This window comes from Chryseobacterium scophthalmum (assembly GCF_900143185.1).
Classification (GTDB): Bacteria; Bacteroidota; Bacteroidia; order Flavobacteriales; family Weeksellaceae; genus Chryseobacterium; species Chryseobacterium scophthalmum.
The window spans coordinates 144,289-168,007 of record NZ_FSRQ01000002.1; the positions used below are offsets into that span (position 1 = coordinate 144,289).

Below are 23,719 nucleotides of genomic sequence, written 5' to 3' on the forward strand. Positions count from 1 at the left end.
TTCGCTTTGCTTGTCAATTTCTAAAATTCACTTGCGAAGCAAGATTCACAATTCACCATTGACTTTTAAACAAATGCGCTGAACCCCGTAATTGATCTACCAACAATCAGTGAATTGATTTCTTTCGTTCCTTCATAAGAATAAATCGCTTCGGCATCGGCAACAAATCTTGCCACATCATATTCGAGCAGAATTCCATTTCCGCCCATCACTTCTCGTGCTCTGGAAACAACGTCTCTCGTTCTCATCGTACAAAAAACTTTCGCTAAAGAAGCATGTTCGTCTTTCAGAATATCTTCGTCCTGCATTTCAGAAAGTCTGAAAACCATCGTTTGCATCGCCGTTAAATTCGAAAGCATTTCTACCAAATGTCCCTGAATCATTTGAAAAGAAGCAATTGGTTTTCCGAACTGTTCTCTTGTTCTTGTATAAGCTAAAGCACTTTCATACGCTCCTCTTGCGCAACCTGTCGCCATCCATGCAACTCCGGCTCTTGTCATTCTCAAAACTTTTGCGGTGTCTTTAAAAGAATTGGCATTTTGAAGTCTGTTTTCTTCAGTTACTAAACAATCTTTCAAAGTAATTAATCCATTCTGAACAATTCGAAGCGCCATTTTTCCTTTAATTTTCTCTACAGAATAACCAGGATTATCTTTTTCAACAATAAAACCTTTTACTTCGCCATCATCAAGATCTCTTGCCCAGATAATAATAACATCTGCAAAAGTGGCGTTTCCGATCCATTTCTTTTCACCATTTAAAATCCATCCTTCAGGAGTTTTTTTGCAAGTTGCCGTCAAACCTCCTGCTGCACCGGAACCCACTTCAGGCTCAGTCAAACCAAATGCACCAATTTTTTCAAACTTCTGCATTTGAGGAAGCCATTTTTGTTTTTGCTCTTCCGAACCGCAAATATAAATAGAGCCCATTGCTAAGCCAGATTGCACTCCGAAAAATGTAGCGATAGAAGCATCAATTCTCGCCATTTCCATTGCGATAACACCTTCCATCAAAAAAGGCATGCCTTTGCAACCATAACCTTCATACGTTACTCCACAAATATCAAGCTTTTGAAATTTCGGGATCAGCTCATGTGGGAATTCATCTCGCAACCAATAATGATTCACCAAAGGCTTTACTTCTTTTTCCATAAACGCTCTTACTTTAAGCTGAACTTCTCTTTGTTCGGGAGTCAAAGTGTGATAAATATCGTAGAAATCGCCATCAATAGGCGGAAGTTCCTTTTTCTTCTTGTTCGGATCAAGCATCTTCGACAAACCTTGCAATTGTTTATTATCTAATTTGGAAAAACTTTGCATCAATTTTGGCAAATCTACCTTTTGAGAAATGGCACTCAACTGATCAAAATCTATTGATCGGAATAATTCTATAGCGTTTCTGATTTTGGAAAAAGTATTAGACATATTATTTGAGATTTAATTTGTAAAACATTAGCAAAAATCAATCCGAAGTACTAATCAAACCGAGTAATCAATTTTACAAAATACTGAATTTCAATAATTTAAATTTAATTAATTATTTACAAAATGTTTACCTGCAATATTCAAACATTACAAACGATTCTGCTGGAACTTTGACCTAAGTAAAACATTAAAAAATAAATATATGAAAACGACTTACATCAGATTAACCATCGCAACCGCACTTTTATTAGGAATTTATTCATGTAAAAAAGGCGAAGCTACCGTAAACGATTATGAGTTGTCAACAGCTGCAGATTCGGCTTCAGTGGAAAGTTCCGATAACATTTCTTCAGCAGCAACAATGTCTGTAAAAGACAAGCAGTTCATCAAAACTGCTAATATAAACATGGAAGTGAAAGATGTTTACGGAGCAACCATATCTATTGAAAAATCGGTACAAGAACTTGGCGGATTTGTTACGCACAGCAATTTACAAAGCAGAGTAATTTCGGAAGACACTTACAATACTTCTAATGAAGAAGCTATGCTGGTAAAAAAATATCAGACGGAAAACACAATGCAGGTAAGGGTTCCCACCGCAAAACTAGGTGAACTTTTAACTTTAATTAATGATAAAAAACTCTTCCTGAATTCCAGAATTATCAATGCCGAAGATGTGACTTCAAACATTAAATATGCAGAAATGGAAGGCAAAAGAATAAAAAAAACCAGCGAGAATATTTCTGAACTCAAAACCACAAAAGACAAAGTAAAAATGAGCGATGAAAATATGTCTGTAGAAAACCAACAACAGCTCGCAAATCTTGATGTAACCGATAATCTGAAATACAGCACAGTCGATATTTACATTAAAGAACCCAAGCTCCGAATTGCAGAAATTGCCATTACCAATTCAGAAAACATTGATAATAAATATAAATTCGATTTCTTTTACAGTGCAAAAAATGCCTTTGTTGAAGGATATTATTTAATTCAGAGAATTGTGATTGGCCTCATTATAATCTGGCCGATTCTATTAATTGGAGGGGTATTATTTTACTTTTATCGTAAAAACAAATCTAATAAGAAACCAATTCAGGCTGATAAAGAATAAACGTGGCATCCTAACCTTTTGGTTATTCATATATAAATATTACCGAACCTCTGCATTTTGTGGAGGTTTTTTATTTTTAAAACTCTAATTTTTAATTTCGCTTTATTAAAAAATAAATCTACACAAAAAGATACTTTCCTTTTACTCACCAAATAAAATTCAGGAAGGAGCGTTAATCATTCAAAATAAAACAATGACCAAAATTTTTACTGTACTATTTTTTATTCTAAGCTTGTCAATTTTTTCTCAAAATAGAATCAAAATTTTAGATTCAGAAAATCAGAAGCCTATTCCTTATGCTAAACTTATTTTAAAAGACAAGAGTTACTACAAAAACACTGAAGAAAACGGCGAAGCAATTTTAGAGAAAGATGAAGAAATATCAGAAATTCAATCTTTTGGATATGAAAAATTGAAAGTTGAAAAAGCCCAACAAACCTATTTATTAAAACCTCAGTTCAATGAAATTGAGGAAGTGGAAATTACAAAACCAAAGTTTCAGAAATCATTTTCAGTAGGCTCAATTAAAAAAAGCAGTATGGGCTTTTCAGCTTTAAATATAAGCTGGGTGGTCGTCGATTTATTTAAAAATGAAATTCCCGATGAAAAAGTTTACATTAAAAAGATAAAAATCCCAACGCAAGTTCATAATACGATAAAAGAAGCTACTTTCAACCTTATTTTTTATGAAAACATCAACGGAAAACCTTCCTTAGAAAAAACAAAAAACATTGTTGTTTCCTGTAAGTCTGGTAAACATCTTACTGAAATAGATTTATCAAAAAATCCTATTCCATTTCCTAAGGACGGTTTATTTATTGGTTTTGAATGGATTGTAAACGAGCAAAACACATACTCTTATATCACCACTGTAAACCATCCGGACGGAACTAAAGAAAAAAATGTATTAAAGCATGGAACAGCTCCTTCTTTCAAGGCTTGTGAATCAGTAAATTCAAATGTCATGGCGAATAGTAATCTGGACTGGTATAATATTTTTAATACGAAAACAAGAAAAACGGTTTACAGTATTTCTATGCAATTAGAACTCACCAATTGATTTTTAATCCTCAATTAACATCATTGTACGAAAATTCCGTAAATTTGCAGATTGAAATTTAATAAATATGATTTAGTGAATTTTATTCAAAAAAATTCCTACATCTTACAATCACTTCTACATATGTTATCAAAAATAAATCCTACACAAACAAATAGCTGGAAAGCCCTCGACGAACACTTTGGAAATAACGATTTTGAGCTGAGAACGCTTTTTCAATATAATCCAAACCGTTTTGAAGAGTTTTCTATCAAAAAAGATAATTTCTTATTCGATTATTCTAAAAATTTAATCGATTCAAGAACAAAAGAGCTTCTTTTGAATCTTGCAGAAGAATGTCAGTTGAAGGATGCTATTTCTAAAATGTTTTCGGGTGATAAAATCAACGAGACAGAAGGAAGAGCAGTTTTGCATACCGCTTTGAGGGATTTTTCTGATAAAGAAATTTTGGTTGATGGTGAAAACATTAAGCCTCAAATCAAAAGAGTTTTAGACCACATGAAATCTTTCTCTGAAAAAATTATTTCAGGAGAACACAAAGGTTTTAGCGGAAAAGAAATTACGGATGTTGTAAACATCGGAATCGGAGGTTCAGATTTGGGACCTGTGATGGTAGTTTCGGCTTTAAAACATTTTAAAACTAGATTAAATGTTCATTTCGTTTCAAACGTAGACGGAAATCATATTGCTGAAGTGGTGAAGAATCTAAATCCTGAAACCACTTTATTCATCATTGCTTCAAAAACGTTTACGACTCAGGAAACAATGACGAATGCAAATTCGGCAAAAGACTGGTTCTTGAAAGCAGGAAAACAGGAAGATGTCGCAAAACATTTTGTAGCTTTATCTACTAATGTTCAATTAGTTAAAGACTTCGGAATTGCGGAAGATAACATCTTCGAATTCTGGGATTGGGTTGGTGGAAGATATTCATTGTGGAGCGCAATTGGCTTGAGCATTGTTCTTTCTGTTGGATATGAGAATTTTGAACAACTATTAAAAGGTGCTGAAAATACAGACCAGCATTTCCAAACGGCAGATTTTTCAGAAAACGTTCCTGTTTTAATGGGACTTTTAGGAATTTGGTATCGTAATTTTTACGCTGCAACAAGTCACGCTGTTTTGCCTTACTCCCAATATTTAGACAGATTTGCAGCCTATCTTCAACAGGGAGATATGGAAAGTAACGGAAAATGTGTCGATAGAAACGGAGAATTCGTAGAATATGAAACAGGTCCGATCATTTGGGGAGAACCGGGAACAAACGGACAACACGCTTTTTACCAATTGATCCACCAGGGAACAGAATTGATTCCTGCTGATTTTATTGCGTATGCGAAAAGTCCGAACAAAGTTTCTGATCACCAAGATAAATTATTGGCCAACTTTTTCGCTCAGACTGAAGCTTTAGCTTTTGGTAAAAACGAAGAAGAAGTGGAAGAAGAATTACAAGCTTCAGGAAAATCTGAAGAAGAAATTGATTTCTTGCTAAATTATAAAGTCTTCCATGGAAACACACCAACTAACTCTTTATTAATTAAAGAATTAACTCCATTTTCATTAGGGCAACTAATTACATTATATGAGCACAAAATATTTGTTCAAGGAGTAATCTGGAATATTTTCAGTTTTGACCAGTTTGGGGTGGAATTAGGAAAAGTTTTAGCAAATAAAATTTTACCGGAACTTGAAAGTAATGAGACTATTAGTTCTCATGACAGCTCAACAAATGGTTTGATTAACTATTATAAAGGAAATAAATAAAGATGTCGCTACTAAGATCATATTATTACAAATTACCTCCCGGTTTAAGAATTTTAGGAAGAAAAATTTATTATTTTCCTATTGATTTTTATGAAGGAATTACCGGAAAAAGATCGAAAAACGAGCCTAAAAAAGGAGATATCTATGTAGGAAGCAGTGATTTTCTTGCTCACGGAATTCGACAGACAAAAGTTTTACAAAAATATATTGATCTTAAAAGTAACGACCATATTTTAGATGTAGGATGTGGTATTGGAAGAACCGCCGTAGCATTAACGAATGTTATCAAAGAAGGTTCTTATGATGGTTTTGATGCCGTTGAAAAGGGAATTACTTGGTGTAACAAGAATATCAACAGGAAACATCAAAACTTTAAGTTTAAATTTACTCCAATATATAATGATTTGTATAATTCTTTCAGTTTAAAAGCAGAAGAATTTACATTTCCTTACGAAGACAAAAAATTTGACAAAGTATTTTTATTTTCTGTTTTCACCCATATGCAGGTGGTCGAGATTAAAAGATATTTAAATGAAATCAGCCGAGTTTTAAAAAATGATGGTTTGTGTTTGTCAACTTTCTTCTTATACGACGATTCTAAAAAAGAAAGTGGGACAATGCATTTTCCTCATATTTATGATGGCTACAAACTAATGGACGACAAGGTAACCGCCGCAAATATTGCTATCAGTATCCCCTTATTGAATAAAATGGCAGCTGACGCTGACTTGACGGTTACAGAAATAAAAAGCGGATATTGGAGAAATGATGTAGAAAAAGAAGGAGCAGATGAGTTTCAGGATATCGTAGTATTCAAAAAAATCTAATAAAGTAATAAAAGTAAAAATGGCAGAAATTCTTGACGGATTAAAAGTATCCAAAGAAATCAAAGCAGAAATCAAAGTTGAAGTTGACAAAATTATTGCAAGCAAAAGAAGAGCACCACATTTAGTAGCAATTCTTGTCGGGAACAACGGAGCAAGCAAGGCGTATGTAAATGCTAAAGTGAAAGACTGTGAAGAAGTAGGATTTCAATCTAGCTTAGTTAAATTTCCAAGCACAGTTTCTGAATCTGAATTGTTGGAAAAAATCGACGAACTGAATAAAGATAAATCTGTAGACGGTTTTATCGTACAGTTACCTTTACCAGACCAGGTTGATCAGGAGAAAATTATCAACGCAATCGATCCGAGAAAAGATGTTGATGGTTTCCACCCAACAAATTTTGGAAAAATGGCTTTGGAAATGGATACTTTCTTACCAGCAACTCCTTTTGGGATTTTAACATTATTGGAAAGATATAATATTGAAACAAAAGGAAAAGACTGTGTAATTATCGGAAGAAGTAAAATTGTGGGAAGACCAATGAGTATTTTGATGGGAAGAAAAGATTTCCCCGGAAATTCTACGGTTACGTTGACTCACTCTTACACGAAAGACATCGAAGAATATACTAAAAAAGCAGACATTGTAATTACCGCTTTAGGTGACCCTCATTTTTTGAAAGGTGAAATGATTAAAGACGGAGCAGTAATCGTTGACGTAGGAATTACAAGGGTTGATAACGATTCTCCAAAAGGATATTATTTAGCAGGTGACGTAGATTTTGACAGTTGTGCAGCAAAAGCAAGCTGGATTACACCTGTTCCCGGAGGAGTAGGTCCTATGACAAGAGCGATGTTGATGAAAAATACCATCATTGCTTATAAGACTTCGGTCTATAACGACTAATTTGAAATGAATAAAGAAGAAGATATATTATTAAAAGAAGGTAAAATGCTCCCTGTGATGGAGCATTTTTACACTATTCAGGGAGAAGGCGCACATACAGGAAAAGCCGCTTACTTTATCAGACTGGGAGGTTGCGACGTTGGTTGCCATTGGTGTGATGTAAAAGAAAGTTGGGATCCTACGCTGCATCCCTTGATGAATGCTGAAGAAATTGCAGAAACTGCTGCAAAACACTGTAAAATTGTTGTTTTGACCGGTGGTGAACCATTAATGTGGAATTTAGATATTTTGACTTCTAAATTAAAAGAATTAGGTTGCACCATCCATATCGAAACTTCAGGAGCATATCCTTTGAGCGGGCAAATCGACTGGATCACACTTTCACCAAAGAAAACAGGACTTCCAAAAGAAGAAATTTATGCTAAAGCTCACGAACTTAAAATGATTGTTTTTAACAATAATGACTTTAAGTTTGCGGATGAACAAGCTGCAAAAGTTTCGGAAAATTGTAGGTTATATCTTCAGAGCGAATGGAGCAAAAGAGACGAAATGTATCCTAAGATTACCGATTTCATCCTTGCAAATCCACGTTGGCAAGCCTCAGTTCAAACTCACAAGTATCTGAATATCCCGTAAATTGTTTATATTAGCTTTTGTGTTTCGCTAGAGAAGATGCAAAGAATCCGATATTCCCGTTATCTAAAATCAATTATCATATTGCTTGACCTTTTGGTTCTTGCAGGTGTTTTTGTATTTTATTTTTTAAATACATCCCGGGATTTGATTCACAATCAGGAAATATGGTATGAAATCTCATTTCCTTTACTTCTTGTTATCTCATTTTGGATTTTATTAAGCGGAAGAACGAAAATTTATAATATCTCCAGAAACCTTACTTATATAATTTTTGTAGAGCGAATTATTATTCATTTTCTTTTATTTATAATTGGTTTGGTATTGATTCGAAAAGTAAGCGGTAATCAGTTTTTTGGTTCAGAACTCACCTGGCTTTCACTTTATCTTTTTGTTTTTATATTTTTATTAAAATCTACTGTCTATTTTTTGATAAGATACATCAGAGCAATGGGAGTCAACAACAGGAATGTGATGTTTCTTAGTGAAAATAATGCGACGGATGTTTTAAAGAAGACAATTGAAGAAAGAAAAGATTTTGGTTACAAGATATTTAATTATAACTCATCTGAAGTAAATATTGAAAATCTAGTAGATTTTTGGAAAAAAAATGGAATTCACACCTTATTTATTCCTACCGAAAATTCATTTAGTAATGAAACGGAAGAAAAATTATTCAGATTGGCAGAAGCCAATAAAGTGCACATTTCTTTGATACCGAATATTTCAAAGAACAATTTTTTCTTTTATGATTTAGGGTATATTCAAACTCAGGCAATTTTAACTCAGGCAAAATATCCTTTAGACTATTATTCTAATTTTTTATTGAAGAGAACCTTTGATATTATTTTTTCGGTCTTGGTTTTGCTATTCATTTGTTCGTGGTTATTTCCCATTATTGCAATTTTAATTAAAAAAAGTTCTAAAGGACCTATATTTTTTATTCAGAAAAGATATGGTTTTCATGAGGAGGTTTTTAATTGTTTTAAATTCAGAACAATGTTTGTAAATGAAGATTCTGCATCTAAAACAACAAGTGTAAACGATAAAAGAATTACCAAAATAGGAAAGTTTTTAAGGAAAACAAGCCTTGATGAGATGCCACAATTTATCAATGTCTTGAAAGGTGAAATGTCTATTGTAGGACCCAGACCACATATGTTGGCTGTTGATAATTATTACAAACCAAAGATTGGAAGATATAGCTTAAGAAGCTTAGCTAATCCTGGAATTACTGGCTTAGCCCAAGTAAACGGCTTAAGAGGTGATTCAGGAAATGTGGAAATTGAAATGAACAAGAGAATTCTTGCCGATGCATTCTACATCAGAAACTGGAGCTTCATTTTAGATATTGTGATTATTCTAAAAACCATTTTATTGGTTATAAAAGGAGATAAAAATGCAAAATAAGACGAGATTCCGTTAAAATAATTTAAAATTTGGGCATTAAAATCAAGCCTAGTCTTAACCTCAGTCTTAAACAAATTAAATAAAAATAGTCTAATTTAGCAGAATGTTAAAAAACTTTTTTACAGCCGTCGGAGAATACATGATTCTTATCGGTAAATCTCTTCAAAAGCCTCAGAAAATGAGAGTTTTTTGGAAGCTATTTATGCGAGAAATCAATGACTTGGGAGTCAACTCATTTGGGTTGGTTATTTTCACGTCTATCTTTGTCGGGGCCGTTGTTGCCATTCAGATGTTTAACAATTTTGATGCATCATCGTTCCCTATTCCTCCTGCATTTGTAGGTTATGCAACCAAAGCAGTTTTAGTATTGGAGTTTGCTCCTACAATTATCAGTTTAATTTTAGCAGGAAAAGTAGGTTCATATATTGCTTCCACCATTGGTACAATGCGTGTTTCAGAACAGATTGATGCTTTAGATATTATGGGAGTAAACTCTCCCAATTTTTTAATTTTACCTAAAATTATTGCCTGTCTCATTTTTAATCCGCTTTTAATTGCAATCAGTATTGTTTTTGGTATTGGCGGAGGTTATATTGCGGGGATACTTACCGGTAACTGGACGACTGCCGATTACATCACAGGTATTCAAATGTACATGCCAAATCTTTTCATTTATTACGCATTTGCTAAGACCATTGTTTTTGCATTTGTAATTGCCACTGTTCCTTCCTATTTTGGATATTTTGTGAAAGGTGGTTCATTGGAAGTAGGTAGAGCAAGTACACAAGCCGTGGTTTGGACGATGGTATTTATCATTATTTCCGAATTAATTTTAACACAATTAATATTAAGCTGATGATTGAGGTAAAAAATCTTAAAAAGAGTTTTGGTGATGTTGAAGTGCTTAAAGGAATTTCAACCACCTTCGAAAAAGGTAAAACAAACCTGATTATCGGACAAAGTGGATCAGGAAAAACCGTTTTTCTTAAAAGTTTATTAAACGTTTATCAACCTTCATCAGGAGAAATCTTGTTTGACGGAAGAGATATCAATGTAATGAACCGTGAAGAAAAACAGCATTTACGATCTGAGATCGGAACATTATTTCAGGGAAGTGCATTGTTTGATTCTTTAACTGTTGAAGAAAACATCATGTTTCCACTTGATATGTTTACCAATTTAACGTTCAGAGAAAAGAAAAGAAGAGTTTTTGAGGTAATCGGAAGAGTACATTTAGATAAAGCTAACAGAAAATTCCCATCAGAAATTTCCGGAGGGATGCAGAAACGTGTGGCAATTGCAAGAGCGATTGTAAATCACCCAAAATATTTGTTCTGTGATGAGCCAAACTCAGGATTAGATCCTTATACTTCTAATGTAATTGATGATTTATTGCTTGAAATCACCAAAGAATACAACACCACAACCATCATCAATACTCACGATATGAACTCGGTAATGACCATTGGCGAGAAAATTGTATACCTGAGATTGGGGATAAAAGAGTGGGAAGGTAATAAAGACATCCTGATTACTGCAGGCAATAAAAATCTGATCGATTTCGTTTATTCATCAGAATTATTTAAAGAATTGCGAGAATATCTTTTAGAGAATAATAAAACAATTGAGAATACTATTACAAAAATAGACGATAATGAAAAAATTAATTAGCGCAGCATTTATAGGCTTTTCAGTTTTTGCTTCGGCACAGATTTCACTAGCCGGAAAAGCAAACGTATTGATCCCAACAAGCTCAGCTTCTTGGAAAAACCTTAAAACAGCAGCTACAAATGCTGTAGAGCAAAAAGGAAAAAACATTACCGGATTTAATGTTGGTTTATCTTTAAAAATCGATTTACCAACTGCATTATACGTAATGCCGGAAATTTATTATACCAATTTCAGCAACGAAGTTACTGTACAAAATGATATAAATGCAGCTCAGACTACCATTAAAGCTAAAAACAGCAGAGTGGATATTCCTGTTTTGGTTGGGGTAAATGTATTGGGTAATTTATTAAGTGCTTATGCAGGACCAGTTGGAAGTTTCAATTTAGCTAAAAGCGATGATTTTGATAACTTCGTACAGAAGGTTGATGCTAAAGAATTCACCGTAGGGTACCAATTGGGTGTACAAAGTGAAATTAAGAAGCTAATTCTTTCTGCAAGATATGAAGGCGCTTTTTCTAAAGACCAGAGAAAATTCATCAACAATGTTGCGGGATCAAGTCAGGAAATCAATTACGACAACAGATCAAGCTTATTCTTGTTAGGTTTAGGATATAAATTCTAATCAAACAAAAATTCAATCATAAAAAAATCCTCAAATTAAATTTGAGGATTTTTATTTATATTTTCTCTTTCAAGTTCAGCTTGACGTTTTTCAATTTCAATAGCTTGCTTTTCAAGTTCTTCTTTTTCTTTCTGAAGCTGTTTAAACTCCTTTCTTTTGGCTTCTTCTTTTATAGCACTCCCTTTACTTACATAACCAATCATTCCGCCGAATATCAAGCCTATTCCAATTCCGGCCATAACTCCCATTACATGCGAAATTGTAATTTTTTCAACAGTAAAATCTGTTGTCAGATAAAAAAGTAAGGCAGATACTGCAAGAAGTATCATTCCTATAATCGAAATACTTTTCATAATAGTGTTTTTTGATGGTGAATATTGACTTATAAATTTAAACTAAAATTTACAAATTCTTTCGGTTAATCCATTTAATTAAAAACTTAAAATTTGCTTTCATCAAACTTTTCCTCCTGCTCTTTTATAGTATTCTAAAGCCTTTGGTAAATCTTTCTGAATATCTCCAACTCTGGTTCCTGGACTTGGGTGAGTTGACAAAAACTCCGGTTGTCTTGCTCCTGAAGATGAAGCTTCCATCCTTTGCCAGAACGGTATTGCTTGACGTGGATCATATCCTGCAATAGCCATTAAATTTAATCCCATTTCGTCTGCTTCAGACTCCTGAGTTCTTCCGTATTTTAAAAGAGCTACTTGTGAACCAACAGGATAAACTTGTTGAAAAACACTCGACCACTGCGCATTTGAAATAGTACTTCCTAAAAGCGCTCCTCCATATTGTGCAACCATTGCCTGTGAAATTCTTTCATTACCGTGACCTGCTAAAGCGTGAGAAACTTCATGCCCCATCACAACTGCAAGCCCGGTTTCATCTTTAGTAACCGGAAGAATTCCTGTATAAACAGCCACTTTTCCGCCCGGCATACACCATGCATTCACCTGATTATCCTGAAGAAGATTAAACTCCCACTGATAACCTGATAAATCTGCACTTCTACCAATACTTGCATAATATTGTTCTGCAGCTATTTTTATTTTATTTCCTACTTTTTTAACCATCTGAGCCTGAGCTCCTGTTACAACTTTAGACTCTTTTAAAGTCTGCTGATATTGTTGCACAGCCGAAGAAGTTATCTGAGGATTAAGAGTTCCTATTTGTAGAGATTTTCTTCCTGTCATCGGATTTGTTGTACACGCTGCAACTGCAAAAGCGGCCGCTCCAATTCCTAATAAATGAGTAATTTTCATAATTATGCCTATTATAATTGAACCTTAACAATTTCTATTCCAAAAAATATTCTGAAATTCGTTTTTGCATACATTTTGATGTATAAATTTACTAAATTTAATCTTATGAAAATTTATATAAAAATAATCTCAGTTTTTGCATTCATATTTCTTTTTCAGAATTGTGCATCGCAAAAAGTTGATCCACAAATAGTAAACAATTTGGTGAGTTCGGATGAATTTACTTTTCATGCTGAAAAAGCAAACCCCATGAATTACGATGTTATCAATGTAGTAAACTCAATGCCAAATGCATCTCAACTCCGTACATTTCAGATTTCAGGTGAAAATTATGGCATCGAAATAAAAAAAGGAGTAATGGAAGTTACGCTTCCTTATTTTGGAAGAGCTTTTACCTCAACATACGGTTCTTCTGATAACAGTTACCGATTTACTTCAAAAGATTATGCCGTAACAAAAACTCAGAGTAAAAAAGGAAATTGGGTTTACAAAATCAAACCCAATGATGTAAAAAATGTTTCTGATATTTATATTGAAATTTTTAAAAATGGAAAAGCATTGACATCAATAAGAAGCAACGACAGACAGCCGATTTCTTACGATGGATATATTTCTAAAAATGAAGAAACGAAAGAAAAGGAGAAGCTTTAATTTGGTTCGGGTGTCGTGATACGAGGTTAAAATACAAAAAATATTATTAAATATTTTCCGAATCACAAAAACTCGGATCTTGAAACTCGCAACTCAAATCTCAGATCTCGAATCTCTTAAAAACTTTTCTACAAATAACTTTGCTTCAGTACTTGGATTAGAAATCAGGTCTGAAGCATTTTTTTTATGCTGAATATAAGCCTCCTCCACAGAGTTATCTTTTTTCATCATGCTTAAAATATATTCCTGAACCCAATATTCAAAGCGTTTTTCAGATTGTTGTGTTCGAACTTCGTCAAAACGTTTCGAATTCTTTTTTAATGAAATAAAATCATCAATTTTCTGATAGACATCATTCAATCCTTCATTATGTAAAGCAGAACCCAGCAAAACAGGAACTTTCCAGTCTTTTTCTTTCGCAGGAAGAAAATCTAATGCCCTTTTCAATTCGAGCTTGGTATTTTTGGCTTTTTGTAGATTACTTTCTTCCACTTTATTAATGAAAATAATATCGACCATTTCCATGATTCCACGCTTTATTCCCTGAAGCTCATCTCCGCCGCCAATAATTTTCAGAAACAAAAACACATCGGTAATATCAGAAACTAAAACTTCAGACTGCCCTACTCCGACGGTTTCGATTAAAATATAATCGTATCCTGCAGCTTCGCAAATCATCATCGTTTCAAAGGTAGTATTGGCAACTCCGCCCAAAAAACCGGAACTTGGAGAAGGACGAATGAACGCATTTTCTTCTTTTGCCAACTCTTCCATTCTGGTTTTATCCCCCAAAATACTGCCTTTATTGATCGCAGAACTGGGATCGATAGCTAAAACCGCAACTTTTTTATTATTTGAAATTGCTAATCTTCCAAAGTTTTCTATAAAAGTAGATTTTCCGGCACCGGGAACTCCTGTGATTCCCACTCTGATTGAATTTCCTGTTAATGGAAGTATCTTTTTTAAAAGTTCTTCTGCCTGACTTCGATGTTCGGGTTTTGTGCTCTCAACTAAAGTAATGGCTTTTGCAATCAAACGCTTATTGCCTGATTTAATCCCATCTATAAAGTCTTCTGTTGAAATTTTCATCTGAATATTTCCATTTTTAAAGGAAAGATGTAACCTGTCGGTTTCATTCATTCAAAAATATAAAAATAACCTGCAAAATCCGAGAAAAAGCTCATTAATTTTAATGCTTCTAAATTATATATCTAAACACCAATCACCTGCAAAATTCGCTATTTTTGTTTTAAACAATTAAAAAAAATATGAAAAGTCTATTTGCAGCAGCAACATTTGCCCTTATTTTATTAGCATCTTGTACTCCGAAAGCAACACCCGTAGCTGAAGCTCCAAAATCAGCGACAAGTACCGCAGAACAAATAGCACAAGGAAAAACAATCTTCGAAACTGCGTGCAAAAGATGTCATGATTTGCCAGAACCCACCAAATTCACTTCTGTACAATGGGTAGGAATTATGAATTCTATGGCACCAAAAGCGAAACTAACTGAAGAACAACATCAGTGGGTTTACGATTATGTGGTGTCTGTGAAAAAATAAAAGATTCAACCAACAAAAAATATCATCATGAAAAAATTAGTTTTAAGTATGATTTTAGGATCTGTTTTTATGGTTTCATGCGGACCAAAAAGCACAGCCGTAATCGGTCCTAAATTTACCTCAGCTGAACATTTGGCACAGGGAAAAACAGTTTTTGAAAACTCATGCAACAGATGCCATAAACTACCGAATCCTGCAAAACATGACGATCAGGGATGGATTAAAACCTTAAGCAGAATGGCTCCAAAAGCGAAATTGAATGATGAACAACATCAAATGGTCTATGATTATTTGATTTCTGTAAATAAAAAATAGGCTTTCTTTTGAAAGTCTATTTTTGTTTAAATCTCCATTCAATTCGGTAGATTTTTGAAAAAAAATTGTATCAGAAATAATGTTTTGAGAAAGTTTTCGATCCATTTTTCTTCGTTTGATTATGAAAAACACGAATGTATAGCTTCGATTTAAATTATAAAATTGAAAAGAAAAGCTGATTGACAATTCACAATTCACCGATTAAATTCACTTTAAATCAATCCCTAAACCCGGTTTTCCGGATAGAATAATTTTGCCATTTTCTACAAAATTTCCTGTGGCATAATCATTAGAAATAAGATTGGCTCCGTCTAAATCTACAAAATCTGCGAGTCCGGTTAAAAGACACCCTGCAGAAATTCCGACTGTTGATTCTGTCATGCAGCCGATCATAATTTTATAGTTTAATTCTCCTGCTTTTTTTATCATTTCTAAAGCGGGCGTCAAACCTCCACATTTCATCAGTTTAATATTGATGCTTTTATAATATGGAATGAGTTCCTCAAGTGAATCAATATTCTGACAATCTTCATCCGCCATCCAATTGGCAAAATTCTCTTTTTTTAATATTTTATAATGGTCAATTGGCCGAGGTTGTTCCAAATATGAAAATCTTTGAACCTCAGCATTTTCCTGAAGCCAAACACAATCTTCATCCGTAAAACTTGCATTAGAATCTAAAGCAATATCTTTATTTAATTCTAATAATCTTTCAATATCATTTTTATTTAAACCTTTGCATTTTACTTTAAATCGAGTCCATTCACTTTTCTGAATTTTATTGATTTGATTCTCAATATTTCCAATGGAAATCGTGATTGAACTTTCAACTAAATTATCTGTTGGAAGTTGATTTAATTCTAAAAAACTTTTGTTTTCAAGTTTTCCAAACAAATCCCAATATGCACAATCTAAAGCAGAAATCAAAAACGAATGAAGGCTTAAACTCAACAAAAACTTAAAAAAATCTTTGGGATAAATAATTTTCTGAGCTTCAATTTGATGCTGAACTTTTTTTAATTTTAAAACAAAATCCTGAAGATTAATCTGATAATAATCAATCGCCACACATTCGCCATAACCTTTACAATTTTGGTGGGATAGCTCTATTAACAATGTATCACGATGATTGTAGTTTCCATAAGCAATGGAAAACGTTTCTTTTAGCTGAAGCTTTTTGAGAGTAAACTTTATTTTCATAATACTAACTTACCCATCGGTCAAATGTTCTTAAAACTACCCATTTCCCATTCTTTTTTTTGTAAATAATAGTATTTCCACCTCCATCCAAAGGACCGCAAGACATTGAATTTTGAACTATACACATAGTTTTATCTTTATTAAAAAATGGTACAGAAAAACGACGAATACAATTGTGACCATACTTTTTATCAAATTCAGTCCAAAAATTACTTTCCTTAATTTCCTGAAGTTCTTGAAGTTCTTGAAGTTCTTGACCTGTTATATATTTTAATTTACCCTTTATTCTACTTTTATCGAATTTAAAATTTAAAACATTTCTTTCCTGATTTTTATAATAACCTGAGTCTTTTTGTAAAAAAATTGAATCGTACTTCAAATCAATACCAAGAGGTCTTATTTCATTATCTTCTATGTCTATATTGACCGGACTCAAGGTAGAATTATAAATAAAATGATTAAAGCCAAGCGTCGCACTATCGCTTTTAATCAACTGATTTAAAACTTCATATCGTAAGTTTAGCAACTCATCTTTCGGGGTAATTTCTTTTCTCGCTTCGTTCTTTTTGCAGGAAATCAATAGCAATAGAATCAAAAATAAATAGTGTTTCATAAATTAAATTTACAAAAAAAGGAGACTTATTTCGTCTCCTTCTTGTTTTTAGATTTTTTCTTGGGCATTTTAGATTTTATAAATTTCTTGCGATCTTTTACAACATCCAAACTATGCGATGAAAAACAATACTTTTCTGCTTCAGTTAAAAATTTCAAAGCATTCGGAAAGCTTCCTCTCTTCTCGGAAAGCAGAGATCTGTAAAACCATAAGGTCATTTTATCAATTCCTTTTATTTTCAAAGAATAGTTGATCAGCTTTTCAGCTTCCTGCAAATCTTCATTATCCAAGAGACATTTAATATAATATTTTGGCGTATTAAGATTCGTAACATCACATTGCATCGCCTCTTCAAAATAGAGTTTTGCTTTTTCGTAATCGATGAGCATTTCGCTGTAGATTCTTCCCATCAGACAAAGCGAATCTGCATCTTCAGGATCGTAAGACAGCGCATAATTCAATGCTTCCAGACAATCCGGCAAGCTGTAAGGATAATTATCCAAAGCTTCAAAATAATATTTACTTTTAGTTAAGGTCATTTCTGTAGTTTTTTAATTCGTTTTTCAGTTGATATCTTTCTTTTTTAAAAGATTTTTCCTGATAATTCTTTTTAAAATCTGTTCCCGAAAATGTTCGGATTGGGTTTCCTCTTTGCACCTGCAAATGATTATTCCAAGTTTCCTGCATTCTTTTTTGAAGCTGAATGATATTCTGTTCCAAAACTTTTTCTTTCAATCTTTCAATCGAAAGTTTTTTATTCTCCAACTGCGAACGCGTATCTTGTACAAAAACACTTTGCCCAGTCGGAATATGAGTTGCACGAACAGCTGTGTTGACTTTATTCACGTTTTGTCCGCCACTTCCCTGACTTCTCGTCGTCTGAAACTGTATATCCTTTTCGTTGAAATTGATTTTCTCCAAACCTTCCAGTTCAAAAATCCCGATAAACCAATTGCTTCTTTTATGTAATTTTCGGAAGGTACTTTTCCCAATCCAGCAAATACTTCCTAACCAAGTTTTTAAAAATTCATTTACATTTTTTGATTTTAAAAGTAGTATTACTGACTTCAAAGTCAGGTTTTCATCACCATTTTCACGATGAATGATTTCGTAATCTATTTTATTATGTTTTACCTCCTCAAGAAAAGCCTTCAGAACTTTGGCAACTACCCATTGACATTCTAAAGGTCCTCTTCCTGAGGTTATTTGTATTAATTTATCCATTGTTATTTTGGTATTTCACTTAATCTTGGATGACTGACAGGATCAATTCCTTTTTCCAATAAATATTTTGCAGCCATCACTGCCCAACATTTATCGCTGGAATGAATGTTTCTGTAAAATGAAAGCAAAACATCAGGTTTTACAACAGTGAATCCGTTTGCTTCGACAGTTTCCAAATCACTTCTTTCAAAGAAATCGATTGTAATTCTGTGAAATTTTCCGTTTTCTATTTCGATTGTTTTCTCATATCTGCGAAAATTTTCTTCGCTTGGAAGATGATCATATCTTGTCCAGACTTTCTGAAAACCTTCCTGCTGAAGAATTATAACCACTTCAGCCACATTTTCTTTATTTACAAAAACATCAATATCCTTATGGTCGTGTGCATGTTTGTATTCTGTATGCCCTATTTTAGACATAAAATGCCACGCCCAACCTCCTGATAAAATGACTTTATTTTTTAATTTTTCTAATATTTTTAGTCCGTGTTGAATTCTAAATTCCGGCCAGACTTCACCGTATCTTTTTATGTTATGTGGTGCTCCCATTTTACTAATTTTTGTTTTTATTGATGGTTGTCAGTTGATGGCGTTAAAAATTCTTATAACCATCAACTAAAAACTAACAACCATTTTACTTATCCATTCTCACAATTCGAGGCTGGAAAGTTCCCAGAATATCAACCAATTCACTTTGTGCATTCATCACTTCGTTGATGTCTTTGTACGCCATTGGTGCTTCTTCAGTATTTCCGCCCATCAAAATGACATTCTTGAGTTTTAATTCTTTTTTGATGTCATTTTGAGTGAAAAGATTTCTGCATTCTCCTCTAGAATACGCTCTTCCAGCGCCGTGAGAAGCAGAATTCAAAGAATCCGGATTTCCTTTTCCACGAACGATGAAACCTTTTGCAGTCATTGATCCGGGAATCATTCCCAATTCATTTTCGTTGGCTGGAGTTGCACCCTTTCTGTGAACAATCACTTCTTTTCCGTTGTGGATCTCTTTCCATGCAAAGTTGTGATGGTTTTCAATTCTGGCTTTTACTCTTCCTCCGACGGCTTTTACCAATCTTCGGTGAATGTCGTCGTGACAAGCCGAAGCATAATCTCCCGCGAGATTCATCGCCGTCCAATATTCTAAACCGAGATGCGTATTCAAATCCAGCCAGGCAAAGTTTTGCGCTTCTTTTGGTAATGGACATTGCTCATTCGCCACTCTCGAATAATATTGAGCGATTTCTGCTCCCAATCCACGAGAGCCGCTGTGTGACAGAATTCCGAGATATTTTCCTTTTGGAAGCCCGATTTGTTTGTCTTCTTCTGTGATTTCTACTTCTCCGAATTCTACAAAGTGATTTCCGCCGCCGGAACTTCCCATTTGTTTGATCGCTTTTCCTTTTAGTCTTCTTAAAATCGGAATTAAATCGAACGTATCTCTCTCGAAAATTTCGTGGTCAACGTGAGATTTGTGCGTTTCATACATTCCGAATTTGGTATGTTCGGCAAGAGCTTTTTCATATTTATCTCTTGCTCCGTCAAGATATGAGATAGGCGTATCCAAAATACTCAAGCTCATTCTACAGCCAATATCCATCCCTACTCCGTAAGGAATCACGGCATTTTCAACTGCCAAAACTCCACCGATTGGAAGTCCGTAACCGCTGTGTGCATCGGGCATTAAAGCACCTTGCGTTGCAATTGGCAATTTCAATGCGGTGTACAACTGGTTTTTTGCTTCATCCGAAATATTGTTTCCGAAAATCTGGAAAGAAGCTCGATTGGCATTGAGCATTCTCTTTTCGGTTTTCTTTGATGAAAGCAAGGCTTCTGCAATTTGTCCGAAGGTTAAATCTTTTTCAAATTGTTCCGGATTTTGTCGAATTTCCTTTAAAAGAGATTTCACATAATGAATATTTTTGGTTGCAAAATTTCTCTTCATAACTTCCAAAGCGATGTTCACGCTCTGATTGTTTGGATAGCCTAATTTTAATATATCTTTTCCTTTAAGTTTTAAATTTCCCATTGTTTTTGTTTTAAACATTTATTGGACTTATTCGTCCATAAAATAGTCGGCAAACGCCGTTGCTGACATTTTGTAGCGAAAGTATTTTTCACTTTCGTTCAGATCAGATTCATATTTAATTTTCCATGAATTTGATTTACCATAAATTTTCTTCTGAATAATTCCCTGAACTTTATATTGCTTTACATAAAATTCTATTTCTGCATATTCTTTTTCCAAATCTGCATTTACAGGTTTGTAATGCGTAATCATATTGGGTTTTATTCTTAAAATAAACCTCCATGGTTCAATAAAATCGTAGTAATCGTAATATATTTTACGAAAAGGACAATATTCTTTTCTTTTTAAAAAGTATTGTTTTTCTCGTTCTGTAAGCTGCAACTTTGGGTTATTCCACTCATAAGATGAAAGAGACTTTAATTTCTGTTCTCTTTCTACATATATTCTCCTTCCAAATTTTTTTCTCTTTTTTAAAAAGTGTCGAATTTCTGAATACATGAATGTGTTTATTTTCTTCAGAATTCCTTCAAAAAAATCGGCATCTTTTGTGCGCATTACTTCTTCTGTTACAGCGAAGAATCTTACAAAACCTCTTTGATAAGGTTTTTCTAAAGGAATCCAAGGAATATCTCTTTTAATTTCCCAAAGTTCATTACTACGTTTATACTTTTTTCTGATCTGTTTTTCTACATCTTTTTTTATGATTCTTTTTCTGCTTCTCAGACTTCGCAATCGGTAAAACAGAAGGTTGTCTTTTTCCATTTATCAATTAGATTATTCGATGCAAGACGCCAGATTTCAGACTTTCTGAAGCTGCATTTTTGCATCAAATCTTTTATCAACTAAAATATTAGTTGATTTTAAATTATGTCATTTTTGTCAACGAAAAAAAGAGATTCTTCCTATTGTCAGAATGACAGAGGAGTTTTCTTAGCCCCGATTGCAGCGACATCCTTTTTTGCGGTGGCTTGAAAAAAGCAGTGGCAAAAAAGATATAGTGGAAAGCGGGATTTAGCTCCTGATAAAAATTTTGATTTCGGGGAAACTTGTTTTGAGTTTGAAATATTGCGCAATAAAAAACCCGAAAATCTTACGACTTCGGGTTTTGATATTTCAATATACTATTGTTCTATGAGTGTACCAAACCACGAAGCCTCGCCTTTGCAAAAGGCAATCCTACTGATGAATGTTGATTGTATTTGAACATTGCTTCGTTGTTTTTTAATGGTTAAACTTGATTTTCAGTTGCAAAGATATTATTTTTTTTGAATTACAAAATAAAAATTTAAAAAATTATTTATCACTTATTAATGACTTTCATTAGATCGAAAATGCTATATTTGTTTTCTTAACCAAAAAATATATGAAAAACACATTAATGAAATCCCTGCTGTGCGCATTTGCATTCGTGATTCTATTTTCCTGTAATTCTAACAAGAATGACGACATTTTAAAATACACCACGGATACCACTTTAGGTTTATCGAGAGTGAATTTAAATTCTATTTCTGATAAAATTCCGGTTGAAAAGATCCTGAAAGAAAAGAAAAACCTCAACGATGAGGGAAGAGTTCTTTTGCAATTGATCAGCAAGCCGAAAGAATCCGGTATTGATATCAGCAAACCGCTTTACATTATGGTGGAACCCGGAAAATCGAATTCAGATCCTGATGTGAAAGCATTTTTCTGGATCAGTGACAAGGCGAAATTCCAGAAAAGCATGTCTGATCTTACCAAAACTAAAATAACAATCGACAAAAAGGATTTTATTTTTGAAGACGGAAAGATTACAGGAAGCATCAAAGGTGATATGGCGATTATGTCGAGCGAGAAATCTTTTTCTTATTCAAGATATAATTCTATGGATGGCGTTGCAAAACTTAGCGAAAAATACTTTACTGATTTTTGGGCAAGAAAAGGAACTTCAAACAAAGTAATCATCGATCAGGTAAACGAATCTCTGGTAAGCGGAAAAGATGTGAGCGGATGGATGAATCTTGGAGCTGTTGCAAGCTACGTTTCTAAAGGATATATAGAAACTCTGGCTGTAAATAAGTTGATTAAAGATTCAGGAATTGGTTTTGATTTCAGCTTCGATAAAGGCAAAGTGGAAATGGATACCAAAACATTTTTCAACAGCGATATGAAAAAAATTGTTGAGAAATATTACAGCAAAAACAACATCAACTATGATCTTGTAAAAAATGTAGAACTCGATAATTCAAAATCATTTTCTATCGGTTATTTCAGTTTAGATTTTATGAGATATTTAATCAAGGAAGCTGGTTTTGAAGCTACTGTAAATCATTATTTAGCGTCTACCAACACAACTTTAGAAGACATTACAACAACTTTCACGGGAGATTATGCGTATATGGATATGAAATCTAATCCTGCAGATTCTATGGAATATTACAGCAATAAAAGAGCAATGGTTTTAGGTTTTAATCCTAAGAAAAAAGATGTTCTTACCTCATTGCTTCAAGGTCCTTTAGGTGAAAGCAAAAAATATACAATTGTAGATAATCAGGTAATTTTCTCTGATGATCAAAGTGTGAATGCACAATTTCAGGCGAAAAAGGCTGCAAAAAATTCTAAACTGAGCAAAAAAACTGGTATAACAGCTTATTCTTGGTCTGATGGAAGCGATTATAACAGAAGAGAAACTGTACCTGCAAAAGTAATTGAGATCTCAAACGAGTCTAAAGAGAATGCCGGAAATTTGGTTTCTAAATCGCTTATCACTCTAGACAAGAAAGACGAAAATGCACTGTATTATTTTATAATGAATGACTAATTTAGTATTAGAAAACATTTTCCCTAAATATTTCACTCCCAGAAATATCGAACAGTCTGAAATTTGGAATAAAAATATTTCCTTCCAAAAAGGAAACAAGTTTCTGATTGTTGCACCTTCCGGGAGTGGAAAATCTACATTGGCAACAGCAATGTTGGGTACTCATTTTCAATATGAAGGAAGTATAAAATATGACCAACAAGTGGTGAAAAAACTTCACCTCGAGGAAATTGTAAAAAACAGAAAAGATGGAGTGAGCCTGCTTTTTCAGGATGTAAGACTGATTAAAGATCTTACCATTTCTGAGAATATTCTGCTTCGTGTTTTTAATAAAGACCGAAAACCGTTCATTCCAAAAATGGAAGAATATGCCAAAAGACTGGGAATAGAAAACCTTCTGAATAAAAAAGCAGAAAACTGTTCTTATGGAGAACGCCAAAGAAGTGCCATTGTGAGAAGCCTCATCAATCCTACAGATTTTATTATTTATGATGAATGTTTCAGTCATTTGGATTTGAATAATAAAAAAATTGCTTTCTCCTTAATTAACGAAGTCTCAGAAGAAAGCGGAAGTTCAGTGATCTTTTTTGAGCTGAATGAGTTTCCATTTGAGCACAATTATCAAATTCTTCATTTATAAA

Annotated in this window: 26 protein-coding genes; 15 read left to right on the plus strand and 11 right to left on the minus strand. The window is 33.5% G+C overall.

Annotated features, from left to right (window positions below):
- Nucleotides 1-65 precede the first annotated feature (65 nt).
- The gene (locus BUR17_RS10775) at nt 66-1,424 is read right to left on the minus strand and encodes an acyl-CoA dehydrogenase family protein (protein WP_074230397.1); all 1,359 of its coding nucleotides are present in this window, start codon (nt 1,422-1,424) and stop codon (nt 66-68) included.
- Nucleotides 1,425-1,626: 202 nt separating this feature from the next.
- On the opposite strand from BUR17_RS10775, the gene BUR17_RS10780 reads away from it, so the two are divergent.
- The 10 genes from BUR17_RS10780 to BUR17_RS10825 all read left to right on the plus strand — a co-directional run bounded on the left by BUR17_RS10780 (nt 1,627) and on the right by BUR17_RS10825 (nt 11,429).
- The gene (locus BUR17_RS10780; protein ID WP_074230398.1) at nt 1,627-2,538 is read left to right on the plus strand and encodes a DUF4349 domain-containing protein; all 912 of its coding nucleotides are present in this window, start codon (nt 1,627-1,629) and stop codon (nt 2,536-2,538) included.
- A 193-nt stretch (nt 2,539-2,731) separates the two neighbouring features.
- Complete coding sequence (locus BUR17_RS10785; protein WP_143747570.1) at nt 2,732-3,598, plus strand: hypothetical protein; 867 nt, start codon at nt 2,732-2,734, stop codon at nt 3,596-3,598.
- Between the two features lie 123 nt (nt 3,599-3,721).
- Nucleotides 3,722-5,362, plus strand: a complete 1,641-nt coding sequence (pgi, locus tag BUR17_RS10790; RefSeq protein WP_074231165.1) for a glucose-6-phosphate isomerase — start codon at nt 3,722-3,724, stop codon at nt 5,360-5,362.
- A gap of 2 nt (nt 5,363-5,364) precedes the next feature.
- A complete protein-coding gene (locus BUR17_RS10795; protein WP_074230400.1) occupies nt 5,365-6,189 on the plus strand; it encodes a class I SAM-dependent methyltransferase in 825 nt (274 codons plus the stop codon).
- Nucleotides 6,190-6,208: 19 nt separating this feature from the next.
- The gene (locus BUR17_RS10800; RefSeq protein WP_074230401.1) at nt 6,209-7,093 is read left to right on the plus strand and encodes a bifunctional 5,10-methylenetetrahydrofolate dehydrogenase/5,10-methenyltetrahydrofolate cyclohydrolase; all 885 of its coding nucleotides are present in this window, start codon (nt 6,209-6,211) and stop codon (nt 7,091-7,093) included.
- Nucleotides 7,094-7,099: 6 nt separating this feature from the next.
- Nucleotides 7,100-7,729 carry a 7-carboxy-7-deazaguanine synthase QueE gene (locus tag BUR17_RS10805; RefSeq protein ID WP_074230402.1) on the plus strand — a complete coding sequence of 210 codons (630 nt, stop codon included), beginning with the start codon at nt 7,100-7,102 and terminating at the stop codon, nt 7,727-7,729.
- Nucleotides 7,730-7,765: 36 nt separating this feature from the next.
- On the plus strand, nt 7,766-9,136 hold the full coding sequence (locus tag BUR17_RS10810) for an exopolysaccharide biosynthesis polyprenyl glycosylphosphotransferase (protein WP_074230403.1): 1,371 nt from the start codon (nt 7,766-7,768) through the stop codon (nt 9,134-9,136).
- 103 nt (nt 9,137-9,239) lie between these two features.
- A complete protein-coding gene (locus BUR17_RS10815) occupies nt 9,240-9,992 on the plus strand; it encodes an MlaE family ABC transporter permease (protein WP_074230404.1) in 753 nt (250 codons plus the stop codon).
- Nucleotides 9,992-10,807 (plus strand): ABC transporter ATP-binding protein, encoded by an 816-nt coding sequence (locus BUR17_RS10820; RefSeq protein ID WP_074230405.1) that lies wholly within the window; start codon nt 9,992-9,994, stop codon nt 10,805-10,807. The genes BUR17_RS10815 and BUR17_RS10820 overlap by 1 nt, the downstream gene beginning before the upstream one ends.
- Nucleotides 10,791-11,429, plus strand: coding sequence for an outer membrane beta-barrel protein (locus BUR17_RS10825; protein WP_074230406.1), 639 nt, complete (start codon nt 10,791-10,793; stop codon nt 11,427-11,429). The genes BUR17_RS10820 and BUR17_RS10825 overlap by 17 nt, the downstream gene beginning before the upstream one ends.
- Before the next feature lie 35 nt (nt 11,430-11,464).
- On the opposite strand, the gene BUR17_RS10830 is transcribed toward BUR17_RS10825, so the two are convergent.
- Both BUR17_RS10830 and BUR17_RS10835 read right to left on the minus strand, forming a co-directional pair.
- Nucleotides 11,465-11,782, minus strand: a complete 318-nt coding sequence (locus tag BUR17_RS10830; protein ID WP_074230407.1) for a hypothetical protein — start codon at nt 11,780-11,782, stop codon at nt 11,465-11,467.
- A gap of 102 nt (nt 11,783-11,884) precedes the next feature.
- A complete protein-coding gene (locus BUR17_RS10835; RefSeq protein WP_074230408.1) occupies nt 11,885-12,691 on the minus strand; it encodes a M48 family metallopeptidase in 807 nt (268 codons plus the stop codon).
- Nucleotides 12,692-12,796: 105 nt separating this feature from the next.
- Between BUR17_RS10835 and BUR17_RS10840 the strand changes: the two genes are divergently transcribed.
- Nucleotides 12,797-13,342: a DUF4251 domain-containing protein gene (locus BUR17_RS10840; protein ID WP_074231167.1), complete on the plus strand. Its 546-nt coding sequence runs from the start codon at nt 12,797-12,799 to the stop codon at nt 13,340-13,342.
- Nucleotides 13,343-13,435: 93 nt separating this feature from the next.
- Here BUR17_RS10840 and meaB read toward each other — a convergent pair whose 3' ends face one another.
- The gene (meaB, locus tag BUR17_RS10845) at nt 13,436-14,431 is read right to left on the minus strand and encodes a methylmalonyl Co-A mutase-associated GTPase MeaB (protein WP_074231169.1); all 996 of its coding nucleotides are present in this window, start codon (nt 14,429-14,431) and stop codon (nt 13,436-13,438) included.
- A gap of 179 nt (nt 14,432-14,610) precedes the next feature.
- Between meaB and BUR17_RS10850 the strand changes: the two genes are divergently transcribed.
- Both BUR17_RS10850 and BUR17_RS10855 read left to right on the plus strand, forming a co-directional pair.
- Nucleotides 14,611-14,904 (plus strand): c-type cytochrome, encoded by a 294-nt coding sequence (locus BUR17_RS10850; RefSeq protein ID WP_074230409.1) that lies wholly within the window; start codon nt 14,611-14,613, stop codon nt 14,902-14,904.
- 27 nt (nt 14,905-14,931) lie between these two features.
- Entirely contained in the window at nt 14,932-15,219 is a 288-nt protein-coding gene (locus BUR17_RS10855; protein WP_074230410.1) for a cytochrome C, read from the plus strand.
- A 207-nt stretch (nt 15,220-15,426) separates the two neighbouring features.
- Here the strand turns inward: BUR17_RS10855 and BUR17_RS10860 are convergent, their stop codons facing one another.
- The 7 genes from BUR17_RS10860 to BUR17_RS10890 form a co-directional block, all read right to left on the minus strand.
- The gene (locus BUR17_RS10860) at nt 15,427-16,419 is read right to left on the minus strand and encodes an enolase C-terminal domain-like protein (RefSeq protein WP_074230411.1); all 993 of its coding nucleotides are present in this window, start codon (nt 16,417-16,419) and stop codon (nt 15,427-15,429) included.
- Nucleotides 16,420-16,423: 4 nt separating this feature from the next.
- Complete coding sequence (locus BUR17_RS10865) at nt 16,424-17,032, minus strand: hypothetical protein (RefSeq protein ID WP_074230412.1); 609 nt, start codon at nt 17,030-17,032, stop codon at nt 16,424-16,426.
- A 26-nt stretch (nt 17,033-17,058) separates the two neighbouring features.
- Entirely contained in the window at nt 17,059-17,571 is a 513-nt protein-coding gene (locus BUR17_RS10870; protein ID WP_074230413.1) for a tetratricopeptide repeat protein, read from the minus strand.
- Nucleotides 17,558-18,256, minus strand: coding sequence for a peptide chain release factor H (prfH, locus tag BUR17_RS10875; RefSeq protein ID WP_074230414.1), 699 nt, complete (start codon nt 18,254-18,256; stop codon nt 17,558-17,560). Before prfH ends, BUR17_RS10870 begins: the two co-directional genes overlap by 14 nt.
- A 2-nt stretch (nt 18,257-18,258) precedes the next feature.
- Nucleotides 18,259-18,804 carry a nucleotidyltransferase domain-containing protein gene (locus BUR17_RS10880; protein ID WP_074230415.1) on the minus strand — a complete coding sequence of 182 codons (546 nt, stop codon included), beginning with the start codon at nt 18,802-18,804 and terminating at the stop codon, nt 18,259-18,261.
- A gap of 85 nt (nt 18,805-18,889) precedes the next feature.
- On the minus strand, nt 18,890-20,281 hold the full coding sequence (locus BUR17_RS10885; protein WP_074231171.1) for an RtcB family protein: 1,392 nt from the start codon (nt 20,279-20,281) through the stop codon (nt 18,890-18,892).
- 27 nt (nt 20,282-20,308) lie between these two features.
- Nucleotides 20,309-21,043: a hypothetical protein gene (locus tag BUR17_RS10890; protein WP_074230416.1), complete on the minus strand. Its 735-nt coding sequence runs from the start codon at nt 21,041-21,043 to the stop codon at nt 20,309-20,311.
- A 601-nt stretch (nt 21,044-21,644) separates the two neighbouring features.
- Here BUR17_RS10890 and BUR17_RS10895 point away from each other — a divergent pair.
- The gene (locus tag BUR17_RS10895) at nt 21,645-23,078 is read left to right on the plus strand and encodes a DUF4836 family protein (RefSeq protein ID WP_074230417.1); all 1,434 of its coding nucleotides are present in this window, start codon (nt 21,645-21,647) and stop codon (nt 23,076-23,078) included.
- Nucleotides 23,071-23,718 carry an ATP-binding cassette domain-containing protein gene (locus tag BUR17_RS10900; protein WP_074230418.1) on the plus strand — a complete coding sequence of 216 codons (648 nt, stop codon included), beginning with the start codon at nt 23,071-23,073 and terminating at the stop codon, nt 23,716-23,718. Before BUR17_RS10895 ends, BUR17_RS10900 begins: the two co-directional genes overlap by 8 nt.
- The last annotated feature ends 1 nt before the right edge of the window (nt 23,719 follow it).